Annotated in this window: 15 protein-coding genes; 7 read left to right on the top strand and 8 right to left on the bottom strand. The window is 62.6% G+C overall.

Features of this window, described 5'->3' with window-relative positions; all coding sequences use genetic code 11:
* Positions 1–127 precede the first annotated feature (127 nt).
* The 3 genes from AC0ZT5_RS01865 to AC0ZT5_RS01875 form a co-directional block, all read right to left on the bottom strand.
* Complete coding sequence (locus AC0ZT5_RS01865; RefSeq protein WP_488495029.1) at positions 128–991, bottom strand: S49 family peptidase; 864 nt, start codon at positions 989–991, stop codon at positions 128–130.
* A gap of 79 nt (positions 992–1,070) precedes the next feature.
* Positions 1,071–1,871 (bottom strand): tRNA1(Val) (adenine(37)-N6)-methyltransferase, encoded by an 801-nt coding sequence (locus AC0ZT5_RS01870; RefSeq protein WP_488495030.1) that lies wholly within the window; start codon positions 1,869–1,871, stop codon positions 1,071–1,073.
* Complete coding sequence (locus AC0ZT5_RS01875; protein WP_091576439.1) at positions 1,871–2,095, bottom strand: putative signal transducing protein; 225 nt, start codon at positions 2,093–2,095, stop codon at positions 1,871–1,873. Before AC0ZT5_RS01875 ends, AC0ZT5_RS01870 begins: the two co-directional genes overlap by 1 nt.
* Positions 2,096–2,302: 207 nt before the next feature.
* Between AC0ZT5_RS01875 and AC0ZT5_RS01880 the strand changes: the two genes are divergently transcribed.
* Positions 2,303–3,319, top strand: a complete 1,017-nt coding sequence (locus tag AC0ZT5_RS01880) for a polyprenyl synthetase family protein (RefSeq protein WP_488495031.1) — start codon at positions 2,303–2,305, stop codon at positions 3,317–3,319.
* A 34-nt stretch (positions 3,320–3,353) separates the two neighbouring features.
* Here the strand turns inward: AC0ZT5_RS01880 and AC0ZT5_RS01885 are convergent, their stop codons facing one another.
* Complete coding sequence (locus AC0ZT5_RS01885; RefSeq protein ID WP_488495032.1) at positions 3,354–3,953, bottom strand: NADPH-dependent F420 reductase; 600 nt, start codon at positions 3,951–3,953, stop codon at positions 3,354–3,356.
* 190 nt (positions 3,954–4,143) lie between these two features.
* Positions 4,144–4,878, bottom strand: coding sequence for an SDR family NAD(P)-dependent oxidoreductase (locus tag AC0ZT5_RS01890; RefSeq protein WP_488495033.1), 735 nt, complete (start codon positions 4,876–4,878; stop codon positions 4,144–4,146).
* 289 nt (positions 4,879–5,167) lie between these two features.
* Here AC0ZT5_RS01890 and AC0ZT5_RS01895 point away from each other — a divergent pair, with 289 nt between their 5' ends.
* The 3 genes from AC0ZT5_RS01895 (at position 5,168) to AC0ZT5_RS01905 (ending at position 8,313) form a co-directional block, all read left to right on the top strand.
* Positions 5,168–6,106, top strand: coding sequence for a LysR family transcriptional regulator (locus AC0ZT5_RS01895; protein ID WP_488495034.1), 939 nt, complete (start codon positions 5,168–5,170; stop codon positions 6,104–6,106).
* Between the two features lie 25 nt (positions 6,107–6,131).
* Positions 6,132–6,287, top strand: coding sequence for a hypothetical protein (locus AC0ZT5_RS01900; RefSeq protein ID WP_488495035.1), 156 nt, complete (start codon positions 6,132–6,134; stop codon positions 6,285–6,287).
* A gap of 250 nt (positions 6,288–6,537) precedes the next feature.
* Entirely contained in the window at positions 6,538–8,313 is a 1,776-nt protein-coding gene (locus AC0ZT5_RS01905) for a tetratricopeptide repeat protein (RefSeq protein ID WP_488495036.1), read from the top strand.
* Between the two features lie 100 nt (positions 8,314–8,413).
* Here AC0ZT5_RS01905 and AC0ZT5_RS01910 read toward each other — a convergent pair whose 3' ends face one another.
* Positions 8,414–8,875: a GNAT family N-acetyltransferase gene (locus tag AC0ZT5_RS01910; protein WP_488495037.1), complete on the bottom strand. Its 462-nt coding sequence runs from the start codon at positions 8,873–8,875 to the stop codon at positions 8,414–8,416.
* 235 nt (positions 8,876–9,110) lie between these two features.
* Here AC0ZT5_RS01910 and AC0ZT5_RS01915 point away from each other — a divergent pair, with 235 nt between their 5' ends.
* Positions 9,111–10,031, top strand: coding sequence for a glycine--tRNA ligase subunit alpha (locus AC0ZT5_RS01915; protein ID WP_488495275.1), 921 nt, complete (start codon positions 9,111–9,113; stop codon positions 10,029–10,031).
* A 2-nt stretch (positions 10,032–10,033) separates the two neighbouring features.
* Here the strand turns inward: AC0ZT5_RS01915 and AC0ZT5_RS01920 are convergent, their stop codons facing one another.
* Entirely contained in the window at positions 10,034–10,210 is a 177-nt protein-coding gene (locus tag AC0ZT5_RS01920) for a hypothetical protein (protein ID WP_488495038.1), read from the bottom strand.
* A 193-nt stretch (positions 10,211–10,403) separates the two neighbouring features.
* Between AC0ZT5_RS01920 and glyS the strand changes: the two genes are divergently transcribed.
* Complete coding sequence (gene glyS, locus AC0ZT5_RS01925) at positions 10,404–12,524, top strand: glycine--tRNA ligase subunit beta (protein WP_488495039.1); 2,121 nt, start codon at positions 10,404–10,406, stop codon at positions 12,522–12,524.
* Positions 12,525–12,629: 105 nt separating this feature from the next.
* Entirely contained in the window at positions 12,630–12,953 is a 324-nt protein-coding gene (locus AC0ZT5_RS01930) for an ATPase (RefSeq protein ID WP_488495040.1), read from the top strand.
* 184 nt (positions 12,954–13,137) lie between these two features.
* Here the strand turns inward: AC0ZT5_RS01930 and AC0ZT5_RS01935 are convergent, their stop codons facing one another.
* Positions 13,138–14,064 carry a LysR family transcriptional regulator gene (locus AC0ZT5_RS01935; RefSeq protein ID WP_477283725.1) on the bottom strand — a complete coding sequence of 309 codons (927 nt, stop codon included), beginning with the start codon at positions 14,062–14,064 and terminating at the stop codon, positions 13,138–13,140.
* Positions 14,065–14,082: the final 18 nt, after the last annotated feature.

Here is a 14,082-nt window from a genome sequence, read left to right on the forward strand (position 1 = left end):
CCACGCTGGGCCGGCGAAGGCGGCCGGTCGGGTCGGTTGATGCATGTCGCCCAAAAGTGGATCCGGATTTGGGAAAACGACATGCATAAGACTTCAAGCTCTCATGCTAGACGGTTTTGCCCGGTTTTCAAAGCCCGAAGCGAGACCACAACGCGCGCTCTTCCGCCGCATCGATCACGCCGCTGGCGGCTGCCGCGGCGATATCGGGCACTGAGAAGCCCTTGCTCGAGCCGAACAGGCCGAACCGGCTGAGGAAACCGCGCGGCGCCGTGACCAGCCTGAGCTGGGTCTTCGGTCCGAAACGGGTCTTGAGCACCGTGCGCATGTCGCCGAGTGCATCGATCAGGCCGAGTTCGAGACCCTTCATGCCGGTCCAGAACAGACCGGTGAACAGATCCGGATCGTCCTTCAGCTTCGTGCCGCGCCTTTCCTTGACGAGGTCGATGAACGTGCCATGCACCTCGAGTTGCAGCGCTTTCAGGCGCTCGACGTCTTCCTTCTTCTCCGGCTTGAACGGATCAAGCACGGCCTTGTTCTGGCCGGCGGTGTGGACCCGGCGCTCGACGCCGATCTTCTTCATCAGCTCCGGGAAGCCGAACGAGGCCGAGACCACGCCGATCGAACCGACGATGGAGGACGGATCGGCGAAGATCTCGTCGCCGGCAACCGCGATCATGTAGCCGCCCGATGCCGCGACGTCCTCGACGAAGACCAGCACTTTCTTGTTCTTTTCGGTCGCCAGGTCGCGAATACGCTTGAAGATCAGCCGCGATTGCACCGGCGAACCGCCCGGCGAATTGATCGAGATGGCTACCGCCGGCGCGTCGTAGGAAAACGCCTTCTCGATGAGGCCGGCGGTCGAGGCCAGCGACAGGCTCGGCCGGAACTGGCCACCCCCGGGCATGATGGTGCCGTGCAGCCGGATGACCGGAATGGTGACGACGGTGGAGCGCCAGGACTTCGGCAGCAGGCGGTTGATAAGTCGTTTCACGAGGGCGCGGTCTCCGGTCGATAGGTTGCACGCATGTAGGAACTTCCCGGCCAACGGCAATGTGGCCGGTAAGAATAGCTCAATCTCCGAACAGCGAGGCGAGGCCGTTGGCAATCATTTCGCTGCGCTCGTCAGGTCCGTCGCCCGATTGCGCATGAAGCATCAGGGGAGGGCGGATGGCCAGCTTCCCTCGCGCCCCGAGCGCAGCCCTGACGACGATACGGATCGCCGCCGCGTCGGGGCGGGGATGGACAGCGAGGATCTCGGCATCGCCGAAGCGCCCGGACATCGCATCGAGAATGGCGCCGAGCTGCTCGGGTCGGGCGATGACGGCGAGGCCGCCGCGCGGCCTGACCACAGCGGCAGCGCTGCGGATCCAGCTCTCGAACAGTCCGTCCTCGGTGACGTGGGCTTCCTTTCTCAGGCGATCGGGCGTGGCACGGTCCCGCGCGGCGTTGAAAGGCGGGTTCATGATGACGAAGTCGAAGTCGTTGTCGGCGAGGCCGGCCGCCGCCCGCGCCCGTCCCGATACGGTGACATCGGCGATGAGCACCGAGGCACGGTCACTGAGATGGGCATTGCCAGGATGAGCCAGGGTGGCCGCGGCGAAGGCAGCCATTTCCGGCGCCCGTTCGACCAGCACGGCCACGGCCGCAGGACAGCGCGACAGTACTGCAAGGCCGGCGGCCCCGGCGCCGGCGCCGAAGTCGGCGAGACGTCCGCCAAAGGAGGATGGCACGGACGCCGCCAGCATCATGGCATCCATGCCCGCGCGATGGCCGCCTTGCTTGGGCTGCACGAGCCAGAACCGGCCGCGATGGAAGGCATCGACCGTATGGGCCGGCGTGTCCGGGGCAAGGGTGGCCGGCGCGGCGGACATTATTTCCCGCGGATCTCGTTGGCGATGCCGGCATCCGTCAGGATGCGCCGTGCCGCGTCGGCCTGGTCGGCATCGACCATGATGCGTCGCGGCAGGATACCGAGCGAGCCGTCGAGCACGCTCATGTTCTGGTCGGCGACGAAGCAGCCGATGCCGGCATCGCGCATCAGCGATTCGACAAAGGAGATGATGACGGCGTCGTTGGTGCGAATGAGCTCTATCATCGGGCGAAACTCTCAGTTTGCAGCGCATATGTAAACGGGCAGGCGGATTTCCGTCACCAAGCAGGCCCGCTCTTCCGGCAGGGTTGACAGGCTGTCATCGCCGCCGCGCCAATTCGCCACTTGCCGTGGCCGTGTCTGCCGCCCTAGAGTCCCTGCAGGGACCAAGGGTGCCGTCGCACGCGTTATACCAAGACGGGAGTGATTGTCGTGGGTGTCGTTCTCAACATCGAAAACGGGAAGCGGGAACCCGCCTCCATCAAGGATTTGATCGATCTGACGGCGGCCGATATGGGACGCGTCAACGAATTGATCCTGTCCAAGGCCGGCTCCGACGTCGAGATGATTCCGGAGGTTGCCAACCATCTGATCTCGTCCGGCGGCAAGCGGCTGCGGCCGATGCTGACGCTCGCCGCCGCGCAGATGTTCGGCTATGCAGGCGAGGGTCACGTCAAGCTCGCCACGGCGGTCGAATTCATGCACACGGCCACGCTTCTCCACGACGACGTTGTCGACGAAAGCGGCATGCGGCGCGGCAAGAAGACCGCCCGCATGATCTGGGGCAACCAGGCCAGCGTCCTGGTGGGTGACTTCCTGCTCGGTCAGGCCTTCCGCATGATGGTCGATGTCGGCTCGCTCGAAGCGCTCGACATCCTGTCGAGTGCGGCCTCGATCATCGCCGAGGGCGAGGTGATGCAGCTTGCCGCCGCCAAGAACCTCGAAACCACCGAGGACGAGCATTTCGCCGTCATCAAGGCCAAGACCGCGGCGCTGTTTTCGGCCGCTGCCGAGGTCGGCCCGGTCATTGCCCAGGCGACCCGCAACGACCGTGCGGCATTGCGCTCCTACGGCATGAACCTCGGCCTTGCCTTTCAGCTGATCGACGATGCGCTGGACTATGGCGGCACCAGCAAGGATCTGGGCAAGAATGTCGGCGATGACTTTCGCGAGGGCAAGGTGACCTTGCCGGTCATCCTCGCCTACCGGCGCGGCACCAAGGCCGAGCGCACCTTCTGGAAGCGCGCCATCGAGGACAATGTCGTCGATGATGCCGGCCTGGAAAAGGCGATCGGCCTGATGACCCGCCACGGCGCGATCGCCGACACGATCGGGCGCGCCCGCCATTTCGGCGAGATCGCCCGTGACGCCCTGGCACCACTGGAAGCGACGCCGCAGAAGTCGGCGCTCGTCGACGTCATCGATTTCTGCATCAGCCGGGTGAACTGAGCGGCTGGCGTTTCGACAGTGGACAGTAAATCCGTTACTGCTCCTTCTTGAACAGGTCCTGGAAGATCAGCTGGCCCCAAGTGCGGCCGCGTGCGTGCACCAGCGCGCCACCCTCGTTGAGCTTTCCCAGCTTGACGGGTGCGAACCCGAGCTGTTTGGCCAAATCCGCCACGGGAGCGGTCGCATCCTCGTCGTCGCTCGACAGAAAGACGACCCGGTGGCCGCCCTCGACGATCGGATCGGCAGCCAGGGTGGCCGCAACAAGGTGATTGAAACCTTTCACGAACTTGGCGCCGGTGAAGGACTTCGCAACGAAGGCGGAGGACGGGAGGCCGTCCAGCTCCTCAAGGGGAACTAACGCGTTCATCGCGTCGATGACCGTCTTGCCTTTCCAGCTCGGCAGGGCCTTCGCAACCTCGCGATGCTCCCCGAACGGGACCGCCAAGATGATTGTGTCGGCCTCGAGTGCGTCCCGCAGCGGCTTGGCGACGACCGTGGGTCCAATCGCCCGGGCCTGCGGCGCCAACGCCTCGGCCGGCCGGCGGCTCGCGACGGTCACGTCGATGTTTTTTCGGGCGAAGGCGTGGGCGAGAGCCTGGCCTATCTTACCGAATCCTACGATCGCATAGCTCATAATGCTTCTCCGATCCGTGTTGATAATGATTCCCCGGCCTTCGACGGCGCTGGGCTATCCGTTCTGCTGTGTGGCGACCTTCGCGAGATCTTCGGACCGCCACCGCAAGCGATGCGTGACATTGGTTCGAATTCCTGAATTGACGCGTAGACGTCCTGCCGTGAACGACTTCCGGCGATCGGGCGCGATTTCAGATGGCCGAGAAGCCGCCGTCGACAGACAACTCCACCCCATTCACGAAGCTTGACTCGTCTGAAGCAAGAAACAGCGCGACCGCTGCAATTTCCTCAGGACGCCCCATCTTTCCCCGCGGGATCAGAGATTCGAACATTCGCTTCGCGTCCTCTGTGAGAACTTGGTCCTGCATCGGTGTGGCGATCGGCCCCGGGCTCAGCACGTTCACCCGGATATTCCTGCCCTTCAGTTCGTTGAGCCAAGTGCGTGCGAATGAGCGCAACGCCGCCTTGCTCGCCGCATACACGCCGTAACCAGGGAAGCCTTTCACCGAAGCAACTGACCCGGTCATGAAGATCGATCCGCCATCGTTGAACAGCGGCAGCGCTTTCTGAACCGTAAACAGCGTGCCGCGCGTATTCAGGCCGAAGGCCGCATCGAAATGCTGCTCGGTAATCTCGCCCAGTGGGACGGCTTCGCCCATGCCGGCGCTCGCGTACAGGACGTCGATCTTGCCCTTCTCCCGCTTGACTGTATCGAACAGGCGGTCGAGGTCGTCGAGATTGGCCGCGTCGCCGCGCACGCCGGTCACGTTCCGGCCAATCAGCTTGACCGCCTCGTCGAGCGCCTCCTGCCTTCGGCCCGTGATGAAAACATAGGCGCCTTCTTCAGCGAACCGCCTGGCGCTCGCCAGCGCCATGCCGCTCGATCCACCCGTGATGACTGCAACCTTACCGTCTAGCTTTCCCATGACTTTTCCTTTTAGGCTCTGCCTTTGGTCGTTCGGGAGGAACCCCGAGAGCCTCGAAATAAGTCTGCCAGGGTCAGGCTTTGAGTGCGGAAACGCGCACATCGGTGGTGCAAAATCGATCCGGCTGGACGACGGACGCCAGCCGCGACGATCGGCGTCCGCCGTTCAGGATTGGGCCGCGCTTGTCGGCACGGATTATGATCATCGCCGTGCTACCCGCAAACGAGATGCTGTTCGATGTGTTAGATGTGGGCTTTGGAAGGCGCACCGCGCGGTGCGAGATTGCACCATGATCGACTGGGATGACGTTCGCTACTTTCTTGCCGTCGCGCGTGGAGGTTCGGTGCGGGCTGCCGCCGAGCGCCTCGGTGTGAACCACTCGACCGTGCTGCGACGCATCGCCCAGCTCGAGGAACGCCTCGGGGTGCACATGTTCGAAAAGCTGCCTTCGGGCTACCGCCTGACGGCCGCGGGCGAGGAGGTCCTCGAGTTCGCGGACCAGATGGAAGCGTCGTCGCACCTGCTGGAGACGCGCGTCTTCGGGCGCGACCAGAGCGTGCGCGGGCTTCTGCGGGTGACGCTGGCACCGCCCCTCGCGACACACCTGCTCATGCCGGACTTCGCCGATTTCGCGCGTCTGCATCCAGACATCGAGATGGAAATCTTGTCGTCCGGCGAGCTGGCAAATCTGACCAACCGAGAGGCCGACGTCGCGATCCGCGTCGTCTATGACCGCAAAACCCTGCCGCTCAATCTTCACGGCCTGAAGGGACCGGAGCTGTTCGGCGGCGTCTACATGTCCTGCGATCGCCTGGCCGCGTGGCGTGCGGGCGCGCCTGATCCCATCCGCTGGATCGTCATAAGTATTCATGGAATTCCGGATTGGGCCAGCGAGGGTGAGGTTCGCACCACGGGGGTTCCATTCAGGACCACGGACGCCGAGGCGCAGATCGTTGCTGCACGGCAAGGGCTCGGGATCACGACGCTGCCGTGCTTCGTTGGCGATGCCGACCCCCTGCTGGTGAGGGTGCCGGGTACCGACCTGCACATGTACGGAACGCTCTGGCTTCTCACGCAGGGGGAGACACGCAAGACGAAGCGCGTGCGGCTCTTTACCGAGTTCGTATCCCGCAGGCTCGCCGCGTACGCGCCGCTTCTCGCGGGACTGAATGGAGGCGAGAATTTATGCCGACCCCACCTTGATGACGATCCGACGATGTACCGTTGAGCACCCCTTCGGGACGATCAAGCGCATGTCGGGCGGTGGAAGGTTCCTCACCAGGGGGCTTAGGGCGGTGAAAGCCGAAGCGGCGCTCTCAATCCTCGCCTTCAATATCCTCCATGCCGTGAACGCCGGTGGCTATCGCGACACACAGGTGCAGCGGCCTGCCTTGCCGAGCAAGCGCTGATATCGGAGTTCAGCGGGCCAAACCTGTGATGTGGACCGAACCTGTGATATCGTTGGCCCGCGCAGGGCCATGACCGGAGCTCGAAAACGGAAAACTGTCCCTGGTCGCCATGGTTTGTTAATCGGGTGCCCGGATTGTGAATTCGAGGCGGATTGAAGCGCGACCCCAAAAAGGCCATGCTTTGCCCGGAAAGATCGAGTCTACGCTAATCCCGCTGACGCGGAGATGGCGCCTGGCTGAAAGGGATATGATGCAGCAAGGACGTGCGCGCTGGCTGACAAGGCTGGCAATTGTGACAGGCATGGCGATCTCGGCTTTGCCGGCCTATGCCAAGCAAACCACCGAACCGGTCAAGATCACGTCGTTTTCGGGGGCCTATCTGGCCGCCCGCATCGCCGAAGGCGACAACGACCTCGACAGCGCCATCGCGTACTACAAGCAGGCATTGGCCTTCAATCCGAGCGACACCGGCCTGCAGCAGAGCCTGATGCTATCGCTGATCGCTCAAGGGCGCTTCGACGAATCCCTGGTTTATGCCGACAAGCTCAAGGAAGTTCCCGATGTCGAGCGCTTCTCGCGCCTGGCGCTGGCGGTCGATTCCTTCCACAAGAAGGATTTCACCAAGGCACAGTACTGGCTCAAGCTGTCGCTGGAATCCGATCTCGACCGGCTGATCTCCGGCGTCATGTCCGGCTGGGCTCAACAAGGCGCCGGCCAAGCCAGCGATGCGATGGCGTCCATCGACAAGCTGCAGGGGCCGGACTGGTTCGGCCTGTTCAAGTCCTTCCATCGCGCGCTGATCGCCGACGCGTCTGGCATGCCCGAAAAGGCTGAGGCGATCTACGCCGCGACGATGCAGGACACGGCCGCTGGTGGTGCGGCTCCCGAAACCTGGATGCGCAATGCCCAGGCCTACGCGTCGTTCCTGGCCCGCAAGGGCGACAAGGACAAGGCACTGTCGGTGCTCGATCAGGCCGAGGCGTTTGCGCCGGGCAAGCTGGAAATCGTCGCCTTGCGCGACAAGATCAGCAAGGGCGACAAGATTGCGCCTTTCGCTGCCGGCCCGTCGGACGGCGCGTCGGAGATCCTGCTTAATCTCGCCACGGCGCTCAATCGCGGCGGTGGCGAGCCATTCGTCCGTCTTTACCTGCAATATGCCCTGGCCCTGAAGCCTGACAGCGACGCAGCCCTGGTGCAACTCGCGGCCGTTTCCGAGCAGTTGAAGGACGGCGAGGGCGCCATCGCGCTCTATCGGCGCATCCCCGACTCTTCGCCGTTGAAAGAGCTTTCGGACCTGCAACTCGGCCTCAACCTTGCCGATCTCAATCGCCAGGACGAGGCGATCACCCATCTGAAGGCTTTCGTCGACGCGCATCCCGACGACATGCGCGCCTATCTGGCGCTCGGCGGCGTCTATTCGTCGAAGGATGATTTCCGCTCGGCGGCCAATCTCTACGACAAGGCAGTCACGGTCCTGAAGACGCCGACTGCCGCCAACTGGAACATCTTTTACCAACGCGGCATCGCCTATGAGCGGCTGAAGGAATGGCCCAAGGCCGAACCGAGCTTCCGCAAGGCGCTGGAACTGTTCCCCGACCAGCCGCAGGTGCTGAACTATCTCGGCTATTCCTGGGTCGACATGAACACGAACCTCAAGGAAGGCCTGGCGATGATCCAGAAGGCCGTCGATCTCAGGCCGAGCGACGGCTACATCGTCGATTCCCTGGGCTGGGCCTATTTCCGCCTCGGCCGGTTCGATGACGCGGTGCGCGAGATGGAACGCGCCGTGTCGCTGAAGCCGGAAGATCCGGTTCTCAACGATCACCTCGGCGACGCCTACTGGCGCGTCGGCCGCAAGCTGGAAGCCACCTTCCAGTGGAACCAGGCGCGCGACCTGAAGCCGGACCCCGATGTGCTGGCCACCTTGCAGCAGAAGCTGATGAAGGGCCTGCCGCCCATCGAATCCAACACTGCGCAGGAAACCCCGAAGGTCAAGCCCGAGCCGGTGCCAGCCCCGAAGGGGTGAAATCGGTTTCTTGGAATGCAAACGGGGCTCTTTTCGGAGCCCCGTTTTCGTTTGCCCGTCCGTCCAAAAACTCAACACCGCCTGTGCGTTGGAAACTACCTCAAAACAGCTTCCGGTAGACGATGAACCCGGAGCGCTCGCCGACCTTGTCATAGAGCTTCATCGCCGTGTGATTGGTTTCATGCGTCAGCCAGTACACCCGCCCCGAACCGGCAGCCTGGGCACGCTCGTAGACGCCCTCTATCAGGGCCCGGCCGATGCCTTTGCCGCGCGAGCCCTCTGCGGTGAAAAGGTCCTGCAGGTAGCAGTTCGGCGCGATCGCCGTGGTGCTGCGGTGAAAGAGGTAATGCACGAGGCCGAGAAGCTGTCCCTCGCTCTCGGCAACCAGCGCATGCATCGGCTCATAGGCATCGAAGAAGCGCGACCATGTCATCGCGGTGATCTCGCTTGCCAGCGCCGTCTCGCCCGAGCGGCCGTAAAAGGCATTGTAACCGTCCCACAGCGGCAGCCATTGGTCGAAATCCTGGCGCGTGATGGGACGGATGATGGTGGAACTGGGCATGATTGAACCTGTTGTCCTGACACTTTGTGGTGCGAGCAGACCGCAGGCGCCCATGGCCGGCAATGGGCCAGTCGCTCGCAAAGCTTTCAACATCATCGGCGGGCTCGCTAGGTCCGCACCGGCGTGCCTTGCTTGACGCTACGCCGCCGTGTCTCTAGGACGTGCCGGCAAGCTAGCCTTTGCTGCCGAGGCCCCCGTGACGATTGAAATCCCGACGATTGAAATCCCCGCCCATATGCATCCCAGCCGCTCGTTCCAGGGGCTGATCCTGACCTTGCACAATTATTGGGCGAACTATGGTTGCGTCATCCTGCAGCCCTACGACATGGAGGTCGGCGCCGGCACCTTTCATCCGGCGACGACGCTGCGCGCGCTCGGGCCCAAACGCTGGAACGCCGCCTATGTCCAGCCGTCGCGCCGCCCCAAGGATGGCCGCTATGGCGAGAACCCGAACCGGCTGCAGCACTATTACCAGTATCAGGTGATCCTGAAGCCGAATCCGCCGAACCTGCAGGAACTCTATCTCGGCTCGCTGGCGGCGATCGGCGTCGATCCGCTGCTGCACGACATCCGCTTCGTCGAGGACGATTGGGAAAGCCCGACCCTGGGCGCCTGGGGGCTGGGCTGGGAGTGCTGGTGCGACGGCATGGAAGTATCGCAGTTCACCTATTTCCAGCAGGTCTGCGGCATTGAGTGCGCCCCGGTGGCGGGCGAACTGACCTATGGGCTGGAGCGGTTGGCCATGTATGTGCAGGGCGTCGACAATGTCTACGACCTCAACTTCAACGGCCGCGAAGCCGCCGACAAGGTCACCTACGGCGATGTCTTCCTTCAGGCCGAGCAGGAATATTCGCGCCACAATTTCGAATACGCCAACACGGCGATGCTGCTGCGCCACTTCGAGGACGCCGAGGCCGAATGCAAGGCGCTGCTCGATGCCGGTGCGCCGGCGTCGAACGACAATCTGCCAATGCACCGCATGGTCTTCCCGGCTTACGACCAGTGCATCAAGGCCAGCCATGTCTTCAACCTGCTCGACGCGCGTGGCGTGATTTCGGTTACCGAACGGCAGAGCTACATCTTGCGGGTGCGCAATCTGGCGAAGGCCTGTGGCGAGGCGTTTTTGAAGACCCAGGCTGGCGGACTGGCGGCCTGAGTTCAGGCACGTTTCATCACGTAGAGGGAAGTGTTGATCGGCAGCATGCCCTGACCGCTGGCACCGTCGATCGTGCGCAATGCCTGCCGAACGCCCGGCATCGAGAAGGCACCGTGAGCCTGCGCGGTGAAGCAGGCGGTGAGTGCTACAATCTGCAGAAGTCTGGATGCCGATTTCATCGTCGTTCAGCCAATAGTTCCCTACCTGAGCGTGGGTCGCTTCAGCGCTGCGTTCGGTTCATGGAAATCTTTGATCCAAGGACGGGCGTGGTCGCCTCGTCCCGACAGGGCGGCCAAATTTCCGGAAAGGGTGACAGCGGCCAGCCGAGTTGCTATGCCCCGCGCGGACCATCTTGCCGCGTGAGCCTCATCCATGCCTGACCTGCTTCTCGAACTTCGCTCAGAGGAAATCCCCGCGCGCATGCAGCGTAAGGCGGCGGGTGATCTCAGGAAGATGCTGACCGATGGTCTGGTCGAGGCGGGGCTGACCTATGAGGCGGCGCGCGAGTACTGGACGCCGCGGCGTCTGGCGGTCGATATCAGGGGCCTGACCGCGCGCTCGAAGGATATAAGCGAGGAGATCAAGGGACCGTCGACGACGGCGCCCGAACAGGCGGTGCAAGGTTTCCTGCGCAAGGCCGGGCTTTCGTCGATCGCCGAGGCGCATGTCCATTCCGATCCTAAGAAAGGCGATTTCTACGTCGCCCACATCTCGAAGCCGGGCAGGGCATCGGAAGAGATCATCGCCGAGCTGGTGCCGGGCATTATTCGCAATTTCCCATGGCCGAAATCGATGCGTTGGGGGCCGGCCTCGGCCAAGCCCGGCTCGCTGCGCTGGGTGCGGCCGCTGCAATCGATCCTGTGCACCTTTGGCCCGGAGACCGAGGAACCGGTCGTGGTCGATTTCGCGATCGACGGCATCCGTTCGGGCAACATCACCTATGGCCACCGCTTCCATGCGCCTGGTGCCATTACGGTGCGCCGCTTCGACGACTATGTCTCAAAGCTGGAGGCGGCCAAGGTCGTGCTCGACGCCGACCGGCGCAAGGAGATCATCCTTGCCGACGCGCGCAATCTCGCCTTCGCCAACGGGCTCGATCTGGTCGAGGACGAAGGGCTGCTGGAGGAAGTCTCAGGGCTGGTCGAATGGCCGGTCGTGCTGATGGGCGAGTTCGAGGAGGCTTTCCTGGCCATTCCGGCCGAAGTGATCCGGTTGACCATCCGCGCCAACCAGAAATGCTTTGTCACGCGGCCGCAGGGTGCTGCCGAGGGTCTTTCCAGTCGCTTCATCCTCACCGCCAACATCGAGGCCAAGGATGGCGGCAGGGAGATCGCCCACGGCAACGGCAAGGTGGTGCGCGCCCGCCTGTCCGACGCGCTCTATTTCTGGACGACCGACCAGGGCGATTTGCCGGATCTCGGTGAGCTCAAGGCATCCGCGGAAAAATTCGGGCTCGATCTCAAGAAGCCGCTCGACCAGCGCATGGCGCGCCTCGACCATCTCGGCGTTACCTTCCACGCAAAGCTCGGCACGCAAGGTGAGCGGGTGGAACGAATTGCCCGGCTCGCCGGGGAATTGGCGCCGATCGTCGGCGCCGATCCTGCGCTGGCGCGCCGCGCCGCTGTCCTGGCGAAGGCCGATCTCACCACCGAAGTCGTCGGCGAATTTCCCGAACTGCAAGGCGCCATGGGCCGCAAATACGCACTGCTGCAGGGCGAGCATGCTTCGGTCGCCGCGGCGGCGGAAGAACACTACAAGCCGCAAGGCCCTTCCGACCGTGTGCCGGCCGGTCCGGTTTCGGTCGCTGTCGCGCTAGCCGACAAGCTCGACACGCTGGTCGGCTTCTGGGCTATCGACGAAAAGCCGACGGGATCCAAAGACCCCTATGCGCTGCGTCGGGCAGCGCTCGGTGTGGTCAGAACATTGGTCGAAAATGATATTCGACTGGCGCTGACACCCATCGTCGGGAGGGGTTCCGACCTCCTCGCATTCTTCCACGATCGCCTCAAAGTCTACCTCCGCGACCAGGGTGCGCGGCACGATCTCATCGACGCGGTCATCACATCGCAGTCCGACGATCTGCTGCAGGTCGTCCGCCGTGTCGAGGCGCTTGGTTCCTTCCTCGACACCGAGGACGGCAGGAACTTGCTCGCCGGCACCAAGCGTGGGGCCAACATCCTGGCTGCCGAGGAGAAGAAGAAAACGGTAGTCGCCAAGACTGTTGAGCCGGCGCTGTTTCGCGAGGATGCCGAGAAATCGCTGTTTGCGGCGGTGAATCAGGCTGAGAAGCAAGCCGGCGAAGCGATTCAAAACGAAGACTTTTCCGGCGCCCTGCTGGCGCTTAGCGTGTTGCGTGAGCCAGTTGATTCATTCTTTGAGCATGTTCTCGTGAATGATGAGGACGAGGCCGTGCGCGCCAACCGCCTGGCGCTCCTCGCCCGCATCCGGGCGGCCACCGGTCAGGTCGCGGACTTCTCGAAAATCGCGGGTTGAGGCCTGAAAAATTCTGAAGATGGGCCCTTCGAGCCGGCTTACAGTCATATGACGATGATCTCTCCGTGGCAAAAGGGACATGTTCCCCAACCCACGGAGGCTTCCATGAATTCCGATCACGAAATCGAAGTGACAGAAGAAACCCCGGCTCCCGCCGAGGCGCTTGAATCCGCTTCCGAAACCGCCCTCGATCACGCTGCCGCCGCCACGGTCGAAGCGGCCGATCTGTCGGACGATGAAGATGAAGAAGGCGACGATGAAGAAGGCGAAGAGTCTGACGACGCCGAAGCCGCCACGCTCTCGGATGACGACGAAGATGAAGAAGATGAGGACGAAGACGACGCCGATGACAGTGTGAAGGCTGAAGGCGACGACGAGAAACCCGAAGAAGACGAATCCGAAGACGACGACAAGGAAGAAGCCGCCTGATTTTCAGCTGCTCAGTCTATCGATGGCAGGGCGGCGCCGACCAGGCTGTGTGAAAACATCGGCGCCTCATCTCAGGGGCGCCGTCCTATTCGAGAATCGTCCTCGTCTCAGCTCGGCCTTGCTAGGCGATTTCGTCGCGCTAACAGAACGCTTATTCCTGACGCCCCATCTCCGCGTGCAACACCTAATGTAGAGCTTCAGCGTATCGGATGATGCTCTGATTTTGGACGTTTTCGACCAGTTCATCCGCACGAGATAAAAGCCGGCGGAGCAAGGGAGAGGAATTTGCCTCGTTGTATCCCAGAGTGAGATCAACTGTCGGAGGCACACCCTCGAGCGCTCGGGCAACAACGTTTGGTGCCAGCATATTTTGCGCATAAAGCGGGACAAGAGTAACTCCGCCCGTGGACGCGACGAGCGACATTGCCGACGATATGTTCTCGCCTTCGTACTTTGCCTTGAGCGTGATCCCGGCCTTTGATGCGTAATCCTGAATCACAGATTGCAATACGGGAGACGTTCTCGCCGAGCTGACGTAAATTTCGTGGGCAAGATCCTGCGGCCGAATCTTTTTGCGCGATGCCAAGCGATGGCCTGCCGGCAGCACGGCGATCAGAGGCTCCCTCGCTAACAATTTGAAGGATAGGCCCAAGCTCTGTTTCTCGGGGCGAAGGAAGGCTACGTCCAACTTCCCGCGCATTAACGCAAGAGCGAGCTCCGGGGAGGACTGACTACACAGCGTGACTTCGATCTCCGGTGCTTCCTCACGGATCATGCGCAATAGGTGAGGTAGCCACGTGACCTCCAGCCCAACCAGAAACCCCATAGCAAGTACGGGCCTTTTCGGCTGTGCTGTCCGCCTGGCGCCTTCGGTCGCAGCCTCGACCTGCAGAAGTGCCAGCCGAGCGTGATCCAAAAAAACGCGCCCCGCAGCGGTAAGCACAACGCCGCGCGCCTGCCGCTCCAATAGCTGTACGCCGACTTCAGATTCGAGATCGCGAATCTGCCGGCTCAACGACGGCTGCGAGGTGTTCAGTCGCCGCTGGGCAGCGGTCAACAAGCTGCCTTCCTCGGCAACTGCAATGAAATAGCGTAAATGCCGGAGTTCCATCGGTTCCTCACTATACCT

This window comes from Mesorhizobium sp. CNPSo 4670 (assembly GCF_057784235.1).

Excerpts from the sequence above, each read along its gene's own strand:
- AC0ZT5_RS01890 (WP_488495033.1), bottom strand. The coding sequence starts at position 4,878 with ATGGGAAAGCTAGACGGTAAGGTTGCAGTCATCACGGGTGGATCGAGC.
- AC0ZT5_RS01930 (WP_488495040.1), top strand. The coding sequence starts at position 12,630 with ATGAATTCCGATCACGAAATCGAAGTGACAGAAGAAACCCCGGCTCCC.
- AC0ZT5_RS01870 (WP_488495030.1), bottom strand. The coding sequence starts at position 1,871 with ATGTCCGCCGCGCCGGCCACCCTTGCCCCGGACACGCCGGCCCATACG.
- AC0ZT5_RS01900 (WP_488495035.1), top strand. The coding sequence starts at position 6,132 with ATGTCGGGCGGTGGAAGGTTCCTCACCAGGGGGCTTAGGGCGGTGAAA.
- AC0ZT5_RS01910 (WP_488495037.1), bottom strand. The coding sequence starts at position 8,875 with ATGCCCAGTTCCACCATCATCCGTCCCATCACGCGCCAGGATTTCGAC.
- AC0ZT5_RS01875 (WP_091576439.1), bottom strand. The coding sequence starts at position 2,095 with ATGATAGAGCTCATTCGCACCAACGACGCCGTCATCATCTCCTTTGTC.
- glyS (WP_488495039.1), top strand. The coding sequence starts at position 10,404 with ATGCCTGACCTGCTTCTCGAACTTCGCTCAGAGGAAATCCCCGCGCGC.
- AC0ZT5_RS01905 (WP_488495036.1), top strand. The coding sequence starts at position 6,538 with ATGCAGCAAGGACGTGCGCGCTGGCTGACAAGGCTGGCAATTGTGACA.
- AC0ZT5_RS01915 (WP_488495275.1), top strand. The coding sequence starts at position 9,111 with ATGCATCCCAGCCGCTCGTTCCAGGGGCTGATCCTGACCTTGCACAAT.
- AC0ZT5_RS01885 (WP_488495032.1), bottom strand. The coding sequence starts at position 3,953 with ATGAGCTATGCGATCGTAGGATTCGGTAAGATAGGCCAGGCTCTCGCC.
- AC0ZT5_RS01895 (WP_488495034.1), top strand. The coding sequence starts at position 5,168 with ATGATCGACTGGGATGACGTTCGCTACTTTCTTGCCGTCGCGCGTGGA.
- AC0ZT5_RS01920 (WP_488495038.1), bottom strand. The coding sequence starts at position 10,210 with ATGAAATCGGCATCCAGACTTCTGCAGATTGTAGCACTCACCGCCTGC.
- AC0ZT5_RS01935 (WP_477283725.1), bottom strand. The coding sequence starts at position 14,064 with ATGGAACTCCGGCATTTACGCTATTTCATTGCAGTTGCCGAGGAAGGC.